Annotated in this window: 21 protein-coding genes and 1 pseudogene; 11 read left to right on the top strand and 11 right to left on the bottom strand. The window is 67.9% G+C overall.

Annotated features, from left to right (window positions below):
- Positions 1 to 128, top strand: a pseudogene (locus NM203_RS13235) (IS481 family transposase); the annotation flags it as partial.
- Here the strand turns inward: NM203_RS13235 and NM203_RS13230 are convergent.
- Positions 125 to 706: a tRNA-specific adenosine deaminase gene (locus tag NM203_RS13230; RefSeq protein WP_255060384.1), complete on the bottom strand. Its 582-nt coding sequence runs from the start codon at positions 704 to 706 to the stop codon at positions 125 to 127. The pseudogene NM203_RS13235 and the gene NM203_RS13230 sit on opposite strands and share 4 nt — an antisense overlap.
- 294 nt (positions 707 to 1,000) lie before the next feature.
- Here NM203_RS13230 and dapA point away from each other — a divergent pair, with 294 nt between their 5' ends.
- The 3 genes from dapA to NM203_RS13215 are packed head-to-tail and all read left to right on the top strand — an operon-like array spanning position 1,001 to position 5,814.
- Positions 1,001 to 1,849 (top strand): 4-hydroxy-tetrahydrodipicolinate synthase, encoded by an 849-nt coding sequence (dapA, locus tag NM203_RS13225; RefSeq protein WP_255060440.1) that lies wholly within the window; start codon positions 1,001 to 1,003, stop codon positions 1,847 to 1,849.
- Entirely contained in the window at positions 1,846 to 3,534 is a 1,689-nt protein-coding gene (locus NM203_RS13220) for a ribonuclease J (protein ID WP_255060383.1), read from the top strand. The genes dapA and NM203_RS13220 overlap by 4 nt, the downstream gene beginning before the upstream one ends.
- A gap of 45 nt (positions 3,535 to 3,579) precedes the next feature.
- On the top strand, positions 3,580 to 5,814 hold the full coding sequence (locus NM203_RS13215) for a thiamine pyrophosphate-dependent enzyme (RefSeq protein WP_255060382.1): 2,235 nt from the start codon (positions 3,580 to 3,582) through the stop codon (positions 5,812 to 5,814).
- Here NM203_RS13215 and NM203_RS13210 read toward each other — a convergent pair.
- From NM203_RS13210 to NM203_RS13180, 7 genes are all read right to left on the bottom strand, one after another.
- The gene (locus NM203_RS13210) at positions 5,732 to 6,604 is read right to left on the bottom strand and encodes an SAM-dependent methyltransferase (RefSeq protein WP_255060381.1); all 873 of its coding nucleotides are present in this window, start codon (positions 6,602 to 6,604) and stop codon (positions 5,732 to 5,734) included. The genes NM203_RS13215 and NM203_RS13210 overlap by 83 nt on opposite strands.
- Positions 6,605 to 6,606: 2 nt before the next feature.
- Positions 6,607 to 7,425 (bottom strand): mycofactocin-coupled SDR family oxidoreductase, encoded by an 819-nt coding sequence (locus tag NM203_RS13205; protein ID WP_255060380.1) that lies wholly within the window; start codon positions 7,423 to 7,425, stop codon positions 6,607 to 6,609.
- Positions 7,426 to 7,429: 4 nt separating this feature from the next.
- On the bottom strand, positions 7,430 to 7,744 hold the full coding sequence (locus NM203_RS13200; protein ID WP_255060379.1) for a putative quinol monooxygenase: 315 nt from the start codon (positions 7,742 to 7,744) through the stop codon (positions 7,430 to 7,432).
- A gap of 156 nt (positions 7,745 to 7,900) precedes the next feature.
- Entirely contained in the window at positions 7,901 to 8,488 is a 588-nt protein-coding gene (locus tag NM203_RS13195) for a carbonic anhydrase (protein WP_255060378.1), read from the bottom strand.
- Positions 8,489 to 8,506: 18 nt separating this feature from the next.
- Entirely contained in the window at positions 8,507 to 8,827 is a 321-nt protein-coding gene (locus NM203_RS13190; protein ID WP_255060377.1) for a P-II family nitrogen regulator, read from the bottom strand.
- Positions 8,824 to 11,382, bottom strand: a complete 2,559-nt coding sequence (locus NM203_RS13185) for a DUF2309 domain-containing protein (RefSeq protein ID WP_255060376.1) — start codon at positions 11,380 to 11,382, stop codon at positions 8,824 to 8,826. The genes NM203_RS13190 and NM203_RS13185 overlap by 4 nt, the downstream gene beginning before the upstream one ends.
- Positions 11,379 to 12,899, bottom strand: coding sequence for a proton-conducting transporter transmembrane domain-containing protein (locus NM203_RS13180; protein WP_255060375.1), 1,521 nt, complete (start codon positions 12,897 to 12,899; stop codon positions 11,379 to 11,381). The genes NM203_RS13185 and NM203_RS13180 overlap by 4 nt, the downstream gene beginning before the upstream one ends.
- A 30-nt stretch (positions 12,900 to 12,929) precedes the next feature.
- Between NM203_RS13180 and NM203_RS13175 the strand changes: the two genes are divergently transcribed.
- The 3 genes from NM203_RS13175 (at position 12,930) to NM203_RS13165 (ending at position 17,065) form a co-directional block, all read left to right on the top strand.
- Positions 12,930 to 13,817, top strand: a complete 888-nt coding sequence (locus NM203_RS13175) for a DUF6671 family protein (protein WP_255060374.1) — start codon at positions 12,930 to 12,932, stop codon at positions 13,815 to 13,817.
- 161 nt (positions 13,818 to 13,978) lie between these two features.
- Positions 13,979 to 14,362 (top strand): helix-turn-helix transcriptional regulator, encoded by a 384-nt coding sequence (locus tag NM203_RS13170; RefSeq protein WP_408633343.1) that lies wholly within the window; start codon positions 13,979 to 13,981, stop codon positions 14,360 to 14,362.
- A gap of 42 nt (positions 14,363 to 14,404) precedes the next feature.
- Positions 14,405 to 17,065: an FtsK/SpoIIIE family DNA translocase gene (locus NM203_RS13165; protein WP_408633342.1), complete on the top strand. Its 2,661-nt coding sequence runs from the start codon at positions 14,405 to 14,407 to the stop codon at positions 17,063 to 17,065.
- Here the strand turns inward: NM203_RS13165 and NM203_RS13160 are convergent.
- Positions 17,062 to 17,577, bottom strand: a complete 516-nt coding sequence (locus tag NM203_RS13160) for an amino-acid N-acetyltransferase (RefSeq protein ID WP_255060372.1) — start codon at positions 17,575 to 17,577, stop codon at positions 17,062 to 17,064. The two genes, NM203_RS13165 and NM203_RS13160, sit on opposite strands and share 4 nt — an antisense overlap.
- 105 nt (positions 17,578 to 17,682) lie before the next feature.
- Here NM203_RS13160 and pgsA point away from each other — a divergent pair, with 105 nt between their 5' ends.
- From pgsA to pspM, 4 genes are all read left to right on the top strand, one after another.
- Positions 17,683 to 18,216 carry a CDP-diacylglycerol--glycerol-3-phosphate 3-phosphatidyltransferase gene (pgsA, locus tag NM203_RS13155; protein ID WP_408633341.1) on the top strand — a complete coding sequence of 178 codons (534 nt, stop codon included), beginning with the start codon at positions 17,683 to 17,685 and terminating at the stop codon, positions 18,214 to 18,216.
- A 78-nt stretch (positions 18,217 to 18,294) separates the two neighbouring features.
- On the top strand, positions 18,295 to 18,627 hold the full coding sequence (gene clgR / locus NM203_RS13150) for a transcriptional regulator ClgR (RefSeq protein ID WP_255060370.1): 333 nt from the start codon (positions 18,295 to 18,297) through the stop codon (positions 18,625 to 18,627).
- 135 nt (positions 18,628 to 18,762) lie between these two features.
- On the top strand, positions 18,763 to 19,572 hold the full coding sequence (gene pspA, locus NM203_RS13145) for a phage shock protein PspA (RefSeq protein WP_255060369.1): 810 nt from the start codon (positions 18,763 to 18,765) through the stop codon (positions 19,570 to 19,572).
- A gap of 18 nt (positions 19,573 to 19,590) precedes the next feature.
- On the top strand, positions 19,591 to 20,388 hold the full coding sequence (gene pspM / locus NM203_RS13140) for a phage shock envelope stress response protein PspM (protein WP_255060368.1): 798 nt from the start codon (positions 19,591 to 19,593) through the stop codon (positions 20,386 to 20,388).
- Positions 20,389 to 20,391: 3 nt separating this feature from the next.
- On the opposite strand, the gene NM203_RS13135 is transcribed toward pspM, so the two are convergent.
- Both NM203_RS13135 and NM203_RS13130 read right to left on the bottom strand, forming a co-directional pair.
- A complete protein-coding gene (locus NM203_RS13135) occupies positions 20,392 to 20,811 on the bottom strand; it encodes a DUF5313 domain-containing protein (protein ID WP_255060366.1) in 420 nt (139 codons plus the stop codon).
- Positions 20,808 to 21,239 (bottom strand): limonene-1,2-epoxide hydrolase family protein, encoded by a 432-nt coding sequence (locus tag NM203_RS13130; RefSeq protein ID WP_255060365.1) that lies wholly within the window; start codon positions 21,237 to 21,239, stop codon positions 20,808 to 20,810. The genes NM203_RS13135 and NM203_RS13130 overlap by 4 nt, the downstream gene beginning before the upstream one ends.
- Positions 21,240 to 21,249 lie beyond the last annotated feature (10 nt).

Raw genomic sequence — 21,249 nt, 5'->3', positions numbered from 1 at the left:
GCGACGAACAACGATGCCAGGAGTATCCCCGCTGGTTGCACACCTACAATCACCACCGCGGCCACACAGCACTCGGCGGTCAACCACCAGCCAGCCGTGTACCTAACCTCTCAGGTCAGTACAACTAGGCCAGCGGAATGTCGTTGTCGCCCTTGGTGTCCTGATACTGCTCGGACAGCGCGGCGTAACGCGACTTGATCCGGTCGGTCTGCGCGCGCAGGTCGGAGCGCAGCGGCTCGGGTTGCGCGTCCACCAGGTCGCGGATCGCGTAGGCCGTCCAGAACTCGTTGGTGCGCCGGTAGCCGCCGGGCTCGAGACCGAACAGCTCCTTGAGGATCTTCAGGTCGTGCGGGATGGCGAACGCGTCGCGGGAGTCCTCGTGGCTGTAGAAGTAGTAGTAGTTGTCGAAGCCCGCCCACGTGATGGCCGACATGCACAGCGTGCAGGGCTCGTGGGTGGTGAGGAACACCAACTCCGACGTCGGCGGCCGCTCCGGGAGTGCGTAGAACCGGTTCAGCGTGTTGATCTCGCCGTGCAACAGCGGGTTGTCGGTCTCGTCGTTGGTGCCGGCGATCACCAGCGACAGATCCGACTTGCGCAGCAGCGCCGCGCCGAACACCTTGTTGCCCGCGGCGACGCCGCGCTCGGTCAACGGAAGAACATCGTCCTCGATGACCTGGAGCAGGCGTGCTGGATCGGCGGGCATGGGGCCGACCCTAGCCCTTCTCGGCCGGTGCCGCGTGCTCCTCATCCGGTGCTCGAACAGGTGCTCTTGGACCTCGAGGCGCCGGGAGACCGCACCCCCGCGCGAGCACGTCGACCTACTCGCCACCATCACCGACGGACGCGGCGACGGCCGTGCGCCGCGCGGGCCTGCTCGCCGAGTGAATCCGCCGCAGCCCGGTGCTTTCGAATTCGGTGGCCGGGGCCGGGTAATCTAAGCGCCGTGACCACCAGCGGAATCGACGTCGGCGCACGCCTGGGCACCGTGCTGACTGCCATGGTGACGCCGTTCGGCCCGGACGGCTCGCTCGATCTGGCCGCTGCTAAGAAGCTCGCGCAGCACCTGGTGGACGCCGGGTGCGACGGCCTGGTGGTGTCCGGCACCACGGGCGAGTCCCCGACGACCACCGATGCGGAGAAGGCGGCCCTGATCGGCGCCGTACTGGAGGCCGTCGGCGACCGGGCGCGCATCATCGCCGGCGCGGGCACCTACGACACGGCGCACAGCGTGCACCTGGCCAAGGCGGCCGAGAAGGAGGGTGCGCACGGCCTGCTGGTGGTGACGCCGTACTACTCCCGACCGTCGCAAGCCGGCCTCGCCGCGCACTTCACCGCCGTCGCGGACGCGACCGCGCTGCCCGTCGTGCTGTACGACATCCCGCCGCGCTCGGTCGTGCCGATCGAGTGGGACACCCTCCGGACGGTGGCGACCCACCCCAACGTCGTCGCGGTCAAGGACGCCAAGCGCGATCTGCACGGCGGCGCGATGATCATGGCCGAGACGGGGCTGGCGTACTACTCCGGCGACGACGCGATGAACGTGCCGTGGCTGGCGATGGGTGCGACCGGATTCATCAGCGTCTGGGGGCATTTCGCGGCGAACCAGCTGCGGGAGATGTTGTCGGCGTTCCAGTCCGGTGATGTCGCGACCGCGCGCAAGATCCACGTCGCACTCGGTGCCCTCGATGCCGCACAGACCCGTCTCGGCGGCGTGACGATGTCGAAGGCCGGTCTGCGACTGCAGGGCATCGAGGTGGGTGATCCGCGGCTCCCGCAGGTGCCCGCGACTCCCGAGCAACTCGACGAACTGGCCGCCGACATGCGTGCCGCCGGCGTGCTGAGATGACCGCTCCCGCAGCGCCACTCAATCCGCCCGGGCCACTGCAGCCCGGCGGGCTGCGCGTCACGGCGCTGGGCGGGATCGGTGAAATCGGCCGGAACATGACCGTTTTCGAGCATCTCGGTCGGCTGCTGATCATCGACTGCGGTGTGTTGTTCCCCAACCACGACGAGCCGGGCGTCGACCTGATCCTCCCGGACATCCGGCACGTGGAGAACCGCCTCGACGACATCGAGGCCGTGGTGATCACGCACGCGCACGAGGATCACATCGGCGCGATCCCGCACCTGCTCAAGCTGCGGCGCGACATCCCGATCGTCGGCTCGAAGTTCACGCTGGCACTGATCGCCGAGAAGTGCCGCGAGCACCGCATCAAGCCGGAGTTCGTCGAGGTCGCCGAGGGCGGACGGACCACGCACGGCGTCTTCGAGTGCCAGTACTTCGCGGTCAACCACTCGATTCCGGGCTGCCTGGCGATCGCCGTGCACACCGGCGCGGGAACGGTGCTGGCGACCGGTGACATCAAGCTCGATCAGATGCCGCTGGACGGCCGGCCGACCGACCTGCCCGGCATGTCGCGCCTCGGCGATGCCGGAGTGGATCTGTTCCTCTGCGATTCGACCAACGCGGAGCATCCCGGTGTCAGTCCGTCGGAGAGTGAGATCGGTCCGACGCTGCACCGCTTGATCCGCGGCGCCGACGGGCGGGTCATCGTGGCCTGCTTCGCGTCGAACGTGGACCGCGTGCAGCAGATCATCGACGCCGCCGTGGCGCTCGGGCGCAAGGTGTCGTTCGTCGGGCGCTCGATGGTGCGCAACATGGGTATCGCCCGCGAACTGGGTTATCTCACCGTCGATCCGGACAACGTGATCGACATCGGCGCCGCCGAACTGCTGCCCGCCGACCGCGTGGTGTTGATCACCACGGGCACGCAGGGCGAGCCGATGGCGGCGCTGTCGCGGATGTCGCGCGGCGAGCATCGCAGCATCACCCTGACCGCAGGCGACCTGGTGATCCTGTCGTCGTCGCTGATCCCCGGAAACGAGGAGGCGGTCTACGGCGTCATCGACGCGCTGGCGAAGATCGGCTCACGGGTGGTCACCAACGCCCAAGCGCGCGTGCACGTCACGGGCCACGCCTACGCGGGCGAACTGATGTTCCTCTACAACGGGGTGCGCCCCCGCAACGTCATGCCGGTGCACGGAACGTGGCGTCACCTGCGGGCGAACGCCAAGCTCGCGGTGCGCAGCGGAGTGCCGGAGGAGCAGGTCATGCTGGCCGAGAACGGTGTCAGCGTCGACCTGGTGAACGGCGTCACGTCGATCGCGGGCGCCGTGCCGGTCGGCAAGATGTTCGTCGACGGCCTGATCACCGGCGACGTCGGCGAGACCGCGGTGGGCGAACGGCTCACGCTGGCATCGGGTTTCATCGCCGTGACCGTCGTGGTGCGGCGCGGTACCGGCAAGTCGGTTACGGCCCCGCACCTGTCCTCGCGGGGCTTCTCGGAGGATCCCAAGGCGCTGGAACCCGCCGCGGTCAAGGTGGTCGAAGCGCTGGACGCCCTCGCCGCCGAGAAGGTCACCGACGTCTCCCGCATCGCGCAGGCCGCGCGCCGGGCCGTGGGCAAGTGGGTCGGCGAGGTGTACCGGCGGCAGCCGATGATCGTGCCGACCGTCCTCGAAATCGACTGAGCGATAACCCCGGGAGCACCGGGGAGGGAGATGCATACTCAGACGGTGGCCGAACCAGTCGACGAGTACTTCACGGCGACGATCAGTGCGTTGTCCGCGCCATCCGCCCACCGTGAACCCCGCGATCCGGCACTTCAGACGTGTCTCGATCTCTTCGACGCCCAACTGGGCAGCAGGCATCTCGACCTCGCGGCGCGATGGCTGCGATCGCAGAACAAGGGCTACTACACGATCGGCTCAGCGGGCCATGAGAGCAATGCGGCCGTCGCCGCGGCGCTGCGACCCACCGACCCGGCGTTGCTGCACTACCGGTCGGGCGGGTTCTACCTCGCTCGGGCGAAGCAGGTCCCCGGCAGCGACCCGCTTCGCGACGTGTTGCTCGGCCTGGTCGCCGCGACCGAGGAACCGATCTCGGGCGGCAGACACAAGGTGTTCGGTCGCCTCGAGCTCAACGTCATCCCGCAGACGTCGACGATCGCCTCGCACCTGCCGAGAGCCGTCGGTGTCGCCTTCTCGATCGCCCGTACGCGCAAGCTCGGTGTCGAAAGTCCCTGGCCTGCAGATGCTCTCGCGGTGTGTAGCTTCGGTGATGCGTCCGCGAACCACTCCACGGCGGTGGGAGCGATCAACACCGCGATGCACACCGCGTTTCAGGGAGTCGCGCTGCCGCTGCTGTTCGTGTGCGAGGACAACGGCATCGGCATCAGCGTTCGGACTCCGCAGGGCTGGATCGCCCGCACCTACGGCGACCGCGCCGACCTCGAGTACTTCGCCGCCGACGGCACCGACCTCCCCGGCGTCCTCGCCACGTCCGCAGCCGCCGCCGAATACGTTCGGACGCAACAGCGGCCGGCGTTCCTGCACCTTCGCACGGTTCGACTGATGGGCCACGCCGGCTCCGACTACGAGCCGGGCTATCGGAAACCGGACGAGATCGCCGCCGACTACGCCCGCGACCCCGTGCTGTGCACGGCGCGGTTGCTGATCGAGTCGGGAGTGCTGTCGCCACAGCAGGTGCTCGACGCCTACGAGGCCAAGCGCGCCGAGGTGCTCGGCATCGCCGCCGAGGTCAGTGAACTGGCGCAGTTGAGCAGTCCGCACGCGGTGATGACGCCGCTGCACGACGCCCTCGCCGACGCCGTCGCCGTCACCGAACGGGCGGAGTCGACGACGCCCGGCGATGCCACCCCGGTCACGCTCGCGCAGGCGATCAACCGTGCGCTTCTCGACGCCCTGGAATCCCATCCCCAGGCGATCCTCTTCGGGGAGGACGTGGCCCGTAAGGGCGGCGTGTACGGCGTAACCCGCGGCCTGCAAGCCAGAGTCGGTCGGGCCCGCGTGTTCGACTCGCTGCTCGATGAGCAGTCGATCCTCGGTCTGGCACTCGGTGCCGGACTGTCCGGCCTGCTGCCCATCCCCGAGATCCAGTACCTGGCCTACCTGCACAACGCCGCCGATCAGATCCGCGGTGAGGGAGCCACCCTGCAGTTCTTCTCCGACCGGCAGTACCGCAATCCGATGGTGGTGCGCATCGCCGGATACGGCTATCAGAAGGGCTTCGGCGGGCACTTCCACAACGACAACTCGATCGCCGCGATTCGGGACCTACCCGGTGTGGTGATCGCGTCGCCGGCGCGCCCCGATGACGCGGCGGGCATGCTCCGGTCGTGTGTGGCGGCGGCCGCGGAGACGGGCGTGGTCTGCATCTTCCTCGAACCGATCGCGCTCTATCACACCCGCGACCTGTACGACGACGGTGACGACCTCTGGCTCGCAGCGGATTCCGGGGACACCGTGCCGATCGGGCGGGCCAGGACGTACGGCGACGGCGGGGATCTCACGATCCTGACGTTCGGCAACGGCCTGAGGATGAGCCTGCGCGTCACGCGCCGTCTCGCCGAACTCGGAATCGCCGCGCGGGTCGTCGATCTTCGTTGGCTCGCACCACTTCCCGTGGTCGACGTGCTCGCTGAGGCGACCGCGACCGGACGCGTGCTCGTCGTCGACGAGACGCGCGCGAGCGGCGGCGTCAGCGAGGGCGTAATCGCCGCGCTCGTCGATCACGGCTACCCCGGCGCGATGGCGCGGGTCGCCAGCCACGACAGCTTCATCCCGCTCGGCGACGCCGCACTGGAGGTCCTGCTCTCCGAGGACACCGTCTACGACGCGGCAGTCGAGCTGGTGGGTTCGGGCGCACTCACACCTTCTCGGCGTACACCGACCACTCGATCTGCGAGGTCCGCAGACCCCGACCGGTCGGTGCCACGTAGCGCGACATGAACTCGTCGGGGCCGGCCTGCTCGATCAGCCGCCAACCGTAGCCGGCCAGGAACTCGGCGATTCCGTCGGGCGGCAGGCCGAACTTCCACACGTCACTGCGCTCCCGGAATTTGCGGTAGAGCGCTGGTGCGCCGTACATCTCGGTGCCGTCGACGAAGTCGGAGCGCACGTAGGTGAAGTCGATCCGGCTGCCGGCCGCAGCGCCGGACAGCTGGCCGAACGTCGAATGGACCGCGGCCTCCGTGAGGTACTGCGTGACGCCCTCCCAGACGAAGAACGTGCGGGCATCACGTCGATAGCCGTGCGACTCCAACACCGAGAGCAGGTCGTCGCGTTCGAAGTCGAGCGGCACCAGGTGCACCGACGGCGGCGGCGCACCCAGCACCCGCGCCACGATGTTGCGCTTGCGCGCGACGTTGATCGGCAGGTCCGCCTCGAACACCGGCACGTCGTTTCGGCGTGCCAATCGATAGGCGCGCGTGTCCAAACCCGCGCCGAGCACCACGACGGCGTCGACGCCGCTCATCGCAGCCGCGAGGGTGTCGTCGATGTAGCGCTTCCGGCACGCGATGTTGGCCCACAGCCCCGGACCGACGCGCTCGGACGCCCGCACGACGGCCCGCCGAATCGGCGCCACCCGAGTGGCCGCGACGACCGCGCGCAGGGGGAGCGGTAGAAACAGAGCAGCCAGGTCGTCGTCGACGAGGCGCCGTTCGGGGGGTTCGCACTGCTCGACCGCTGACAGCACAATCGGCCCGAAAGCCGTTCCCGCTGCTGCATTCCGGGGCATGGCTAGCGTTTGTTGACGTAGCCCGCATCGAGCGGCAGCGTGACTCCGGTGACGTAGCGAGCCGAGTCGGACACCAGCCAGAGCACCGCATTGGCGATGTCCTCGGCGTCGAGCGTCTGCACCGGCAGTGCGTTGGTCATGCTCGGGCCGCCCCCGCTCTTCTGCGCCAACCCCTCGAGCCAACTGCGGGTGAAGTCGTTGTCGATCATCGGGGTGTCGACACCCGCCGGGTGAATGGAGTTCACCCGAATGCTGAAGGACGCGAGGTGATTGGCGTAGACGCGCATGAGCCCGACGATGCCGTGCTTGGCGGCGGCGTACGCGACCGAACCGGCGGTCGGCGACGCCAGCCCGACCAACCCGGCGACCGAACTCGTCAACACGATCGCTCCACCGTTGCCCGCCTTGATCATCGGCCGCATCGCGACGTCGATGGTGTGCCAGACACCGGTCAGGTTCACGTCGAGGACGTCGCCCCAGGCGTTTTCCCCGTCCATCGGCGCGATGCCGGCGTTGGCGACGACGATGTCCAGACGTCCGCCGAGTTCCTCGACACCGTCCTTGAGCGCGGTCTTGAGCGCCGCGCGGTCCCGCACGTCGGCCGTCGTGGCCACGATCCGGGCACCCGTCTCCTCGACGAGTTTCACGGTGGCGTTCAGGTCGTCGACCGTCGCGAGCGGGTAGGGCACCGACGCGATCTGGTCGCACAGGTCGACAGCGATGATGTCGGCGCCCTCGGACGCCAGTTTCACCGCGTGTGCACGGCCCTGCCCGCGGGCCGCGCCGGTGATGAATGCGACCTTGCCCTCCAGGGAGCCCATGTCGTCAGCCGCGCAGCTGACCCTTGGCGGGATCGCCGGCGACGACCGGTGCGAGCATCTTGATGTCGGGAGCGCCGTCGAGGTGCTCGCCGATGGCCCCGAACAGCGCGCCGATCGCGGGCGCGGTGCTGTGCGTCTTGAGCGCCTCCTCGTCGGCCCACTGCTCGACGAAGACGAACGTGCCGTTGGCCTCGTGCAGCGAGTACAGCTCGCAGCCCGGCTCCTCGTGAACGGCGGCGACGGCCTTGGTACACGCATCGCGCACCGCGTCAACGGATTCGGGCTTGGCGGTCATGGTGGCGACGACGACGACGGGCATGGCGCTCCTAGGACTCTTCGGTGAGTGACGCTAAGTGATGCTAAGTGATGCCGACCACATACTGGTGCGCGGGTCGATCTCGGAGATCGGGGGGTGCTCCTCCGGGGTGAGACTGGCGAATCGTGCGTCACATGGCAGATCCGCTACTGCTGTGTGTCAGACGAGTTCGACGAGTGCATCCGTGTCGTCAGCGACCGCCCCGAACGTTCCGTGGACGCGGAGTCGTCCGACGGTGGATCCGGAGGTGGCGCAGACGATTCCGCAGGTTCGACCGTCGATTCTGCTGGAGATCGCCGGTGAGCGCTGCATGAGCGCGATACCGGTTTCGACGATGTGCGCTGCGGTGACCGCTTCCACCGTGTCGGCGGGCGTGCCGCGCCGTACCACCGAGAGCAGCGCGTGTTCGACCGTGGTGCGCATCGCCCCAGCGGGCAGTTCGGCGTGTTCCCATGCGCGCAGGGCCGCGTGCATGGCGGGGCAGTCGTCGTGACCGAGCACGACGATCAGGGGAACGTCGAGTGTCTCGATGGCGTACTCGACGCTGGCCAGCACGCTGGAGTCAACGGTGTGACCCCAGGTGCTGACGTCGATCAGCGTGCCGGGGGGCTGGTTGAACACCTCGTCGTTGGTCAGGCGGGCATCGGAGCATCGGAAAACTGCAGCTATGGGTCGATCTGGCGACTGCACAGGGGAACTCGGGTTTCCGGCACTTAGCCGCTGCCAGGCCTGGAGGGGCGTGATCATCGATAGCGTCCTTTCGCGTTAGTTGAAGTACTCGGGGCGGCTGACGTAGGTTTCGGTCACGAACATCACTCCCGACGTGGCGTCCAGAAGCGGACGCAGACCGACGAGTAGTGCGTCGACCTTGGTGTCGGGTACGACCGTGATGATCAGTTCGAGGGTGGCCTGCTGGTTGAACAGAAGTCGGCCCTGGTGGTAGCCGTCATGGCCGAGGCCGGAGACCCCCGACAAGCTGGTGTATCCGGTGGCGCCGACACTGCCGATGAGTTCTCGGACGGCCGGGGCCTCGGCACCGGTGACGACGACTTCGACCTTGGTCATCTTGGTCAGGGCGGGTGTCATGAAATCATCTCCTTGTTGTGAACGGTTTCGCGACAACGGCTCTGGGGCCAGAGCTGCCAGCCGTCGCGAGTCCAGCGTTGCCACGGTTCGGTGGGGTGTTCGCGGGCCGCGAGGAAGACCCAGTCATTACCGAACATCTGCTGCAGGATGGTGTTTCGGTCGATCACGGCGTCTATGCGTTCGAGGGGTGCTTGCACGATCGCGAGCAGCCGTTGCGGCTCGTGCACCAGCCGATCCCGGTGTCCTACGGACTGCCACGGTAGGCCCAGGCGCAGATCTCCGACGTGGCCTGCGATGACTCCGGCGTTCCCGACGACATTGTGGACGGTCTTCGTGCCTGCGCCGAAAACATCCGGGGCGACGGCGGAGAAGTAGTACTGGCAGTTGATCCACTGCGCCACAACCAGAGGCGCGGTCAAGATGGTTTCCAGGGCGGTGCCGTCAGCATCCAGGGTGGCGTCGTAGGAATGCAGGAAGGTCCGCCGTTGCAGATCGACGTCGCGGGTGAGTTCTCGAGGCGCGATCACGAATGCGGCGTTTCCAGCCAGCGCCCACTCGGGATACACCTGGGCCCAGTCCACCGCTCTTCGCAAGACGTGTCGTGCCGCGGCGCGCGGCGACGTGGTTTTGGCACCGGGTAGCGTGGCGCAGCGCTCGGCGGCCAGTGCGCGGCCTGCGCGGCCGAGGTCGGCTCGGAGGCGGTCGACGTCGGCGCTATGGCTGGTGGGAATGAGATGGGCGTCGAGGATGGTGATCCGGTCCGTGGCAGTGTCATGCAGGGCCGCCAGGACGTGGGTGTGCTCGGAGATGTCGATGCCGGCGGAACGCAACTCGTCACGCACCTCGGTCTGGTTGAGAATGCGCGCCGCGGTGCGGGCGTTGGGACCACCGCCCTGACCGCCGCAGGCCCCGCAGTCGAGGGAAGCCTGATACGGATTGTTCTCGGTGGTGCTGTGGTGGGCGCACAGCACGATCAGCCGGCCGAAGTCTCTGGTCAATCCGATCGTTGTCAGGGTCACCTGCGCGAACAGGACCCGCTCCGCCAGCGACATCGCGTTCACGTTCAGTAGCGACTCCGCGGGGGGTGCTATCGCGTCCCGCAGCCTCCGCCGCAGGTTGCCGACGGCCGCGGGCGCCAACGTTTTGGCCGCTGCGAGAGGGGCGGCGATCCAGCCGGCGGCTTCGGCGAGGGCGAAAGGCGCAGCCACCGACTCCTTGGCGGAGTGGAAGGCCGACTCGGCCCCGGCCAGGTTACCGGTGCCGGTTACCTGGCGAACGGCGGTGCCGTGGGCGTGGGGGGCGGGTTGCTCGGTGATGTCGTGGCTTGGCGAAATCAGTACCGGGCACAGATCTGCCGGTGCGCCATTCAGCAGATCGGTGAACCGGATGGCGACGGCGAAGAAGCCGGCGAAGCCGAAGGTCTGATATCCACGGCATGCTTCGAGGTGCCGGCGTAGTCCCTCGGAGCGGGTGTCGATGCAGGTGACGAGGTGGGTGTGCGCGGGCGGATCAGTGGGCGGCCGGTGGGCTTCCAGATCGCTGAGGAGTTGATCGTGGTAGTGAGACTCGAAGGCGTTCTGCCACAGCATGAGTCGGGCGGGTATGGGGACTGCGGCGAGAATTCGAGCGGCCGTGGTGACGTCGCCGTCGGTAGCCTCGGTGACGCCCCACACCCGCAGCAGGTGTTCGGCGCGTTCCCTGGCGGTGGGCGGCGTCGGCTGCGGTGACGTTTTCGCGCTGTGCCCGCTGTGGTGTCGGAGCAGCGCTGCTTCGTAGCTCAATCGCATTGCCAGGTACTGCAGTAGGTCGATGCCCACGCCCCGGTCGGCGCTCCACTGCACGTGCGCGGCCCAGCCCGGTAACCGCGTCAGGTGGGCTTGCAGGTAGGTGATCCGGGCGTCGTCTGCGACGCCCAGGGCGTCCAGTGCTTCCAGTGCCGCATCGTCGGAACGTTCGGCGACGGCGCGCAGCGCCTTGCGCGCGGTGCGTGGCAGACTCCGGTCACCGGGTGCCAGCGTGCGCCATGCCGCGTAGAAGCCGAGTTCCCGGCCGGGCATCGGCCAGCTCGCCTGGCCGAAGAACGCGGCCGACCACTTCGCGGCGTGTGCGTCGATGTTGTCGGCCACGTGAGGGGCGAGTTGCTCGGCACGAATCCGCGAACGTCTGATCGGGTCCGGGGAGATGTGGCCGAACAGCAGATCGGCCCGCAGCAGTTCGATGGCCGTGAAGGTGCGCTCGGCCAGTCTCAGATCGGGTTCGTCGGCGAGTATCGGATAGCGACGGATCAGTGCGCTGTCCAGATCGGTGTCGGTGATTCGGCCCTGGCGGTAGAGCGAGCGAAAGGTGCTCTCCGGCAGAGTGCCGAGCGTTCCGTACAGGTCGCCTGCGCGTCGGATGGCCTGTTCGAACGGCATGGTCTGCAGACCTGCCAGGGGGTTGACCGCGATGAAGGTGCCCAGCGGATAGTGAGTCGGCAGTAGTCGGCCGGCAAGCCGGATGTCGCTGCGAAGCCGGGCTCGCCGGTGATCGGGCGGAATCAGGGTGCTCTCGGTCATCGGTGTGCTCCTGGTGTGACGGGGTTTATCGTTCCGGCGCTGAGGGCGTGGGTGTAGACGGCGCGGTGCAGTGCGGTGGCCGCCGGAGACAGGCGCAGACCCGCTAAGGCAGCGAGCAGGATCGCCGCAGCCCCGATGATCGGCCAGACGGCAGATACGGGAACGGTGGCGGTTGGCAGGGCGGGGTCGAGGAAAGCGCTGACAGCGTTGACGATGGCTATGTAGACGGCGGCGGATGGCAGCAGCAGCGCTGCGGCGTACAGTGCGCCGGTGATGTTCGGCCGGCGCTGCAGCCAGCCCCAGGTGGCGACTGCGCCGGTAACCCAAGCGAACAGCAGCAGGGCGTGTTGTGCGGCGTGATGGGTCCACGCGGGCACCAAATGTATTGCGGTGTAGAGCGCGACCGCCGGTAGCGTCATCGCGGCAGCCGCGCACAGCCCCCGGCGGTGTCCGGTGGGCCGGGGTGCGGCGGGCAGTGCGGCATGCCGGCGGATGCGGGCGATCGCAGAGCCGGAGGATAAGAACAGAGTGGCTTTGTAGAAGCCGTGGGCGAACAGGTGGAACACCGTGGCCGCCCAAAGTCCCAGTCCGCAGGTGAGGATCATGAAACCCATCTGGGCCATCGTCGAATAGGCAAGTGCCCCTTTGATGTCCGGCTTGACCAGCATGATGGCCGCGCCGTACGCCATGGTGGCGGCTCCGGCGGTGACAATGAGACCGGTCGCGACAACGGGACTGGGCAGGGGGCTCAGCCTGACCAGCAGGATCCCTCCGGCGTTGACCACTCCGGCATGCAGCAGCGCGGACACCGGAGTGGGCGCCGCCAGGGTGGCGGGCAGCCAGCGGTGGAAGGGAATCTGCGCCGAGCGCGACAGCGCGGCAACCACGACCAGCACGGCCGCGACTACAGCCTCGGGGCCCTGGAACTGCGTGGTGGGAAGCTCGGCCAAGGCCACGGAGCCCGACGAGATGCTGATCAGTGCGACCGCCAACCACAGTGCTGCATCGCCGATCAGGAACGCCACGGCGGCACGGCGGACGCCGTCGCGTGCGCTGGGATGCTGCCGGTAGGTACCCAGCAGCAGGCACAGCGCGATGCCGGCCACCGTCCAACCCGCAGCGATGCCGACCAGGGTGGAAGCGCTGACCAGCACCGCGGAGGCGGCGGTGAGAAGACTCGCCCCACCGGTGAACCACCCGGCTCGCGGGTCCCCCGCGAGATAGCGGATCGCGAACGTCTGCGTCACGGTGCTCACTCCGAAGATCAACATGAACAGAGCGACCGCGAGTCGGTCGGCGGCGAGGGCGAACACCCCTGCCCCTGCCGAGGCGACATCGCCGCGCGCTGCAGCCAGCCCCAGCGCTGCAGCGAGCAGGAAGCCCGAGCCCGCGGTCACGGCGCCGAGGCGCGCGGTCAACACGGGTGCCCGCCGGCCCAGCACCGAGGCCACCGCCGCCATCAGCAGAGGGGCCAGCACCAAAGAGATCAGCGCCGCTGTCTCGGTCCGCGTCCACATGCGAAGTAGATTACGTGTATTGTGTTGCATGTGTCAAACTTCGTGAGAGTTACGCCGCATGAGGGCGGACCGTCGGATGCCTCGCCCTATCGCGGGTGTGCGCTGGCCGTCGGCACCCGTCACGGCAAGGAACGTCAGTTCGCGCCTGCCTTCGACGAAATCCTGGGCGCACGACTGGTGGTTCCCGTCGATCTGGACACCGACCGGTACGGCACGTTCTCCGGAGAGGTTGCTCGCACTCGTCCGGCGGTCGAGGTGGTTCGCATGAAAGCCCGCCTGGGCATGCGCGCTACGGGGTTGAGACGCGGACTCGCCAGTGAAGCGAGCTATGAGCCTCTGGTGGGGTTGGGCTGGTCACTGCACGAGGAGATTCTGTTGTTCGTCGATGACGTCGACGGGTTCGAAGTTCTCGAAGGGTTGCGCGCCGTAACGCTTTTGACCGATAGCTATCGGGTCCGGTCGATTGCGGAACTCCCCGCCGCGGTACTCGACGCCGTAGCCGAACAGGCGCTCATCGTGCGACCTTCCGCCGCTGGTGGCACCGGTGAGATCACTAAGGGAATCACCAGGATCGACGAGCTGAGGACCGCCATCATGGTCGCGGCGCAGGCATCTGTCGATGAATCGGCAGTGGTCGAACCGGACCTGCGGGCCCACCACAACCCTGGCCGTCAGCAGGTGTTGAGGCAGCTGGCCTACCGGCTCGCGCGGCGGTTGGCGACGCCGTGTCCGTCCTGTGGCAGCCCTGGCTACGGCCGGACGGAGGTGGAGCGGGGATTGCCTTGCCGTGGTTGCTTGTCACCAACTGACCTGCTGCTCAACGAAATACACGCCTGCGCTGTCTGCACGTACCGCATCGCGGTGAAGGTGGCCCAGTCTGACGCGGACCCGGGCACGTGCACGCGTTGCAACCCTTGAACGACAGCCACCTCGGCCGGCGACAGCGGATCGCCAACTCGTCGACCGAATCGACGCTCAGTCATGCTTGGCCGCAACACCAGACACCACGGCTGACCGGGCGACACTATGTTTTTGGCGAAACCGATTACCTGAATCAGACCAGTAATATGTCGGCAATGATCGCCTCGTCGAGACGGACGCCGAAGAAAACCGCGCGGGCAGGTAGGCCGAAGTCGGTCGCCCAGTCACGAGCCGTCCGCAATCCGACGCCGGATATCGGGGCCGAGAGCCCCGCCCGCGGGTGGACGTTCTTGACTAATCACGCCCACGTTCTGCTGTGCCTCGCGCACGCCGGTTCACTGACCGCGCGGGAATTGAGCCTGCGTATCGGGATCACCGAGCGCTCCGTCCAAGCCATCCTGTCCGACCTGGTTGCAGACGGATACCTGGAGAAGACGAAGGTGGGCCGGCGCAACGATTACGCGGTGAACGAGTCCGGACGCCTGCGCCACCCGTTGGAAGCAGCGCACACAGTCGGAGAGCTGATCGAGGCGCTGACGTGACGTCCTGACAACGCCGGCCGTGTCGGGGGACGGCACGCTTAGCTGCTGATTCCGCCGCTCCAGTCCGACGCCGGGACACGCCGCATGACTCGAATCGTTACCCCGCTGTGGTCGTTCGGAAAGCGACTTGTAACCAGTGTGGCTGATGGTGCAAATGGGGTTTCTGCGACTAGGCTTACCGGCATGGCAAGTAAGACCGTCAGCCGATCTGGCTCGCGAAACCCCAGGTCAGGGACGGGCTCTCGCAGCACGGCGCGACCGAAGTCGGCCAAGCGGCCCGCACCGCCGCGGCGCAAGCCCGCGAAGCGCTCGGCCGCCGGGTCCGCCGGTGCCGCGCTCGGCCGGACCACGCGCGCCGGCTGGCTGATGCTCGCGAAGGGGGCGGGCACCACCGCGAGGTCGGTGGGCCGCGCCCGCGACCTCGAACCGGGCCACCGTCGCGACGGCATCGCCCTCGCACTGCTCGGCATCGCAGTCGTCATCGCCGCGAGTTCGTGGTTCGGGGTGGCCGGTCCCGCGGGGGAGTGGATCGACACCGCCCTGCGCACCGTCGTCGGCGCGGGCATCAACGTCGCGCCGATACTCCTCGGCGCGATCGCCGTCATCCTCATGCGCACCGAGCCCCATCCCGAGGCGCGTCCCCGGCTGGTGCTGGGCGGCGCGATGATCGCCCTGCCGATCCTCGGGCTGTGGCACCTCTGGTCGGGGGCGCCCCAGGATCCGGCGGGCCGCCAGCACGCGGCCGGCTTCGTCGGGTTCGCCATCGGCGGCCCGCTGTCCGACGGCCTCACGCCGTGGATCGCCGCGCCGCTGCTGATCATCGGAGTCCTGTTCGGGCTGCTGCTGATGACCGGCACCACCATCCGCGAGGTGCCCGCGGCGCTCAGCAGCTACCTGGCCATCGGCCGCGGACGCGAGTACGACGACGACTTCGACGATGACGAGTACTACGACGACACCGCGGAAGCGCCGGAGGACTTCTCCGACGGGTACTACGACGATCCGGCCAGCATCCGGTCGGACGAACAGCAGTGGCCCGTCGCCGCGTCGGCGACCCCCGCGGGCAGCCCGATGGACAACTACCCGCTCGACGAGCCGCCGACGGTTCCGGAGCCCGCGTTACCCGTCGCCCCCAAACGCAAGAAGGCGAAGAAGTCGGACACGCTGGTGCTCGACCGCGTTGTCGAGGGTCCGTATCACCTGCCGTCGATGGAACTGCTGATTGCGGGTGACCCCCCGAAGCGCCGGACGGCCGCCAACGACCAGATGACCGAGAGAATCACCTCGGTACTCGAGCAGTTCAAGGTCGACGCCGCGGTGACGGGCTGCACGCGCGGCCCGACCGTGACGCGCTACGAGGTCGAACTCGGCCCCGGCGTGAAGGTCGAGAAGATCACCGCGCTGCACCGCAACATCGCCTACGCCGTGGCGACCGAGAGCGTCCGCATGCTGGCGCCCATCCCGGGCAAGTCGGCCGTGGGCATCGAGGTGCCCAACACCGATCGCGAAATGGTCCGGCTGGCAGACGTTCTCACCGACGACGACGTCCGCGGCGACCACCACCCGCTGGTGATCGGTCTCGGCAAGGACATCGAGGGCGAGATGATCTCGGCCAACCTCGCGAAGATGCCGCACCTTCTGGTCGCCGGTTCGACGGGGTCGGGTAAGTCGAGCTTCGTGAACTCGATGCTGGTGTCGCTGCTGACGCGGGCCACCCCGGAGGAGGTCAGGATGATCCTGATCGACCCGAAGATGGTGGAACTGACGCCGTATGAGGGCATTCCGCACCTGATCACCCCGATCATCACGCAGCCCAAGAAGGCGGCCGCAGCCCTGGCGTGGCTCGTCGAGGAGATGGAGCAGCGCTACCAGGACATGCAGGCGTCGCGGGTCCGGCACATCGACGTCTTCAACGAGAAGGTGCGGTCCGGGGAGATCACGACACCGCTCGGTAGCGAGCGCGTCTACAAGCCCTACCCCTACATCCTGGCGATCGTCGACGAACTCGCCGACCTGATGATGACCGCCCCGCGTGACGTCGAAGAGGCGATCGTGCGGATCACCCAGAAGGCTCGAGCCGCGGGCATCCACCTGGTGCTGGCAACCCAGCGGCCGTCGGTCGACGTCGTCACCGGTCTCATCAAGACCAACGTGCCGTCCCGGCTGGCGTTCGCCACGTCGTCGCTGACCGACAGCCGCGTCATCCTCGACCAGCCCGGCGCCGAGAAGCTGATCGGCATGGGCGACGCGCTGTTCCTGCCGATGGGCGCGAACAAGACGATCCGCCTGCAGGGCGCGTTCATCAGCGACGAGGAGATCCAGGCCGTCGTCCAGGCGTGCAAGGACCAGGCGGAGCCCGAGTACACGGAAGGCGTCACCAAGGCCAAGCCCGCCGGTGGCGACCGCTCCGACGTCGACCCCGACATCGGCGACGACATGGACGTGTTCCTCCAGGCCGTCGAGCTCGTGGTGTCCAGCCAGTTCGGCTCGACGTCGATGCTGCAGCGCAAGCTGCGCGTCGGGTTCGCCAAGGCAGGCCGTCTCATGGACCTGATGGAGACCCGCCAGATCGTCGGGCCCAGCGAGGGCTCCAAGGCGCGCGAGGTGCTGGTCAAGCCGGACGAGCTGGCCGGCACCCTGGCGCTGATCCGGGGCGGTGCCGACGCGAACGGTGCCGACGCCGACGCCGACGAGGATTTTTAGAGGGTGAGCAGCATGCGGGTGTTGCCGAGGATGTTCGGCTTGACGTAGGACAGGTCGAGGAACTCCGCCACGCCGGTGTCGTAGGACCGGCACATCTCGTCGTACACCTCGGCGGTGACCGGGGTGCCCTCGATCTCGGTGAAACCGTGCCTTCCGAAGAACTCGGTCTCGAACGTCAGCACGAAGATGCGTGCGAGGTGCAGGTCGCGGGCGACGTCGAGCAGACGTTCGACGACCGCGTGTCCGACGCCGGTGCCCCGGACCTTCGGGTGGACTGCGACCGTGCGCACTTCGCCCAGGTCGGACCACAGAACGTGGAGTGCGCCGCAGCCCACGATCTCGCCGTCGAGCTCGGCCACCTGGAACTCCTGGACCGCCTCGTAGAGGTTCACCAGGTTCTTCTCGAGCAGGATGCGGCCCGCGTAGATGTCGACGAGCGCCTTGACCGCGGGGACGTCCGAAGTGCGGGCGCGACGGACGACCAGCCCGGTCGGATGGGGCGCTTCGGTCACAGCTGCGAGGGTATCGGCTGGCGCAACCGATATTCTGTTGCGGTGCCGGGCCAGTCTGAAGTCAATCCCGTGGTTCCGCGTGTCGGGGTGGCCAACGTCGCCAACATGCTCACGGGTGTGCGCATGGCGCTGGTCCCGGTCTTCCTGGCGGCGCTCTTCGTCGGCGACGGCCATGAAACCACTTGGCGGATCGTGGCTTTCGCGATCTTCGCCACGGCTGTGATCACCGACCACGTCGACGGCCGCATCGCGCGGTCGTACGGAATGGTCACGGAGTTCGGCAAGCTGGCCGATCCGATCGCCGACAAAGCGCTGATCGGGGCCGCCCTGATCGGACTTTCGCTGCTCGGTGACCTGCCGTGGTGGGTCACCGCCGTCATCCTGGTGCGTGAGATCGCGGTCACCGTGCTGCGATTCGCCGTACTGCGGCGCGGTGTCATCCCCGCCAGCCGCGGCGGCAAGCTCAAGACCCTGGTTCAGGCGATGGCGATCGGCCTGTTCGTCATGCCGCTGTCCGGTCCGTGGCACTCCGGAGCATGGGTGATGATGTGGGCCGCGATCGTCCTGACGGTGGTCACCGGGGTCGATTACGCCGTGTCGGCGGTCCGCGACGCGCGCGACCGACCGGCCGATCGCTGACGAACACGCCGGCTCGGGAACTGAATCGCGTCGTGTGCGCGTTCTGACTCGTAGAACCCCAGTCGGAAGGAGAGCGCGATGACCGCATTGCTGCGCGAGGTGATCGGCGACGTGCTGCGTCGCGCCCGGATGGAGCAGGGCAGGACGCTGCGTGAGGTGTCCGATGACGCGCGCGTCAGCCTCGGCTACCTCTCCGAAGTGGAGCGCGGCCGCAAGGAGGCCTCCAGCGAACTGCTCAGCGCCATCTGCGGCGCCCTCGAGGTGCCGCTGTCGCGGGTGCTGACCGATGCCGGTGAGGAACTGGGTCGCCAGGAACTCGTGCTGGCCGACGCACCGGCTTCGAGCGCCACGAACATCGACGTCAGCACCAAGGTCGTCATCCCCCAGGTCGTGACGATGGCCGTCGCCTAGGTCGGTCCGGGTCGGCGGGTCCGAAATCGGCGGCAGGGGTGTGGACACCACCGCGAAACCGATAAGTTGGCACTAGCGCAACCACAGGGCCCGCTCCAGGGCAGACAAGCACGACACGAAGGCGGACACGTTCTCATGGCCAACCCGTTCACCAAGGCGTGGAAGTACCTGATGGCGCTGTTCAGCTCCAAGGTCGACGAGTACGCCGATCCGAAGGTGCAGATCCAGCAGGCCATCGAGGACGCGCAGCGGCAGCACCAGGCGCTGACCCAGCAGGCGGCCCAGGTCATCGGCAATCAGCGTCAGCTCGAGATGCGCCTCAACCGGCAGCTGGCCGACATCGAGAAGCTCCAGGTCAACGTCCGGCAGGCGCTCACGCTCGCCGATCAGGCCACCGCGTCGGGTGACGTCGCGAAGACGACCGAGTACACCAACGCCGCCGAGGCGTTCGCGGCGCAGCTGGTGACCGCCGAACAGAGCGTCGAGGACCTCAAGACCCTGCACGACCAGGCCCTGCAGGCCGCGGGTCAGGCCAAGAAGGCCGTCGAGCAGAACGCGATGATGCTGCAGCAGAAGATCGCCGAGCGCAGCAAGCTGCTGAGCCAGCTCGAGCAGGCCAAGATGCAGGAGCAGGTCAGCGCGTCGCTGAACTCGATGAGCGAGCTCGCCGCCCCCGGCACCACGCCCAGCCTGGACGAGGTGCGCCAGAAGATCGAGCGACGCTATGCCAACGCGATGGGCGCAGCGGAGCTGGCGCAGAACTCCGTGCAGGGCAGGATGATGGAAGTACAGCAGGCGAGTGTTCAGATGGCGGGACACTCGCGGCTCGAGCAGATCCGGGCGTCGATGCGGGGCGAGGCGTTGCCCGCCGGCGGAGCGGCGGCTCCTGCCACCCCGGCCACGCCCCCGCCACTTCAGAAGCCGGAAAACCCACTACCCCAATAAGTCTCGAGGTTGATAGCAGTGGACGTGAAGACTGGACGCGCGGAGACCTGGCGGACGCTGCTGCAACGCGGTGTCGACACGGCCGCCGAGCTGTCCGACGGGCTGGCCCAGAAACTCGGAGCCGCGGCCGACCCGCGCGCCAAGCTGCTGCGCAAGCGGCGCTGGGCGCTGCGCGCCGGCTGGTTCTTCACGTTCGCGACGGGATTGTGGACCGCGGTGACCGCCGTGCTCGCGATGTGGAGCACACCCGTCTGGGTGCTGATCATCACCGGGTGCATCGCCGCGGGCGCCGCGTTCTGGGCGACGCTGGCCTTCCTCCGGTATCGGTGGCTGCGGGCGACCCCGCTGCCGCCCGAGCGCACGCTGCGGCGGTTGCCCCCGTGGGGATCGGCGGCGCGCCAGCCCATGGCGGCGCTGGCGTCCGCTGAGCGCGGGCTCTTCTCGCTGCTGGGCGTGATGCAGCGCAGTCAGATGCTGCCCGCCGACGAGTTGGCGGAGGTGACGCACGCCGCCTCGCTGACGGCGGCCGCGATGGCGTCCACCGCCACGGAGATCATGTCGCTGGAACGCGCGATGAACAACGCGCCGCAATCGCGCTCCCATCTGGCGCCGACGGTCCGCGCGTTCGCCGCACAACTGGACGCGGGTGCCCGGCAGTACAACGAGATGGTCACCGCCGCAGCACAACTGGTATCCACGGCCCCTGGACCGTCGACGACGGCGCAGCGCTACCGTCATGAACTGTCAGGTGCCACCGACCGCCTCACCGGCTGGGCGCAGGCGTTCGACGAACTGGGCCAGTTGCGCCGCGCCTGAGCCTCACACGTCGTGGCTGTACGACGGCCCCTCCCGTGGGCCGTACTTCTCGATGTACGCCTCGTGGATGTGGGCGTTGCGCTGGCGCGAGATGTAGTCGACCAGCGCCGGGTCCAACCCGTGTTTGCGCAGCATGTGTCTGCGCCACACCTTGTTCAACGCGTGCGAGAAGAACACGAACGGGATCAGGATCGGCAGCGTGGTCGACAGGTGCAGGTACAACGACATCGGGATGAGCCAGAACGGCGTCAGGATCAGCACCGCGGGGATGAAGACGCGAACCATCATGCGCACCGTCGCCCCGCGGCCGGCCAGATCGTCGGCCACCCACTGCTTCATCGAGTCGGGGAGCCGCCGCCCGTAGCAGTAGGTCACGTACTCCCACGCGTTGGGCCTGCTGCGTGCGGTGTCGGCGGCGGTCACATCTTCGGGCGCAGGGCGGGAACGGCGATCCCGACGAGGCCGCGCACCGTGGCCTTGAACATGTCGAAGAAGTCGAAGTAGTCCCGCCACAGCGTGATCCGGCCGTCGTGCACTTCGAACACCCCGCACACCCAGAACTGCAGGCGCAACGGTCCGAACACCATGGCGTCGGTGCGCTCGTTCAGCACCGTCGAACCCTCTGCGACGTTGCGGTGGAACTTCACCTCGAAGCCCATCCGGCCCTCCATACCCCGCATCAACTTCACCACCTTGACGCGGCCGTTGATGGTGGGCAGGCCGACGTTCTGGTACACGACGTCGTCGGCGAGCAGCGCGTCGATGGTGGTGAAGTCCTGGTCCTGCAACGCGTCGAGGAAGGTTTCGACCACCAGCGCATTGTCCGGGACGGTCGATGTCTGCTCAGTCATAGCGCCGAGC

The organism is Mycolicibacterium arenosum, from assembly GCF_024320865.1.
Classification (GTDB): domain Bacteria; phylum Actinomycetota; class Actinomycetes; order Mycobacteriales; family Mycobacteriaceae; genus Mycobacterium; species Mycobacterium arenosum.
This window is presented reverse-complemented; position numbering and strand designations above follow the sequence as displayed.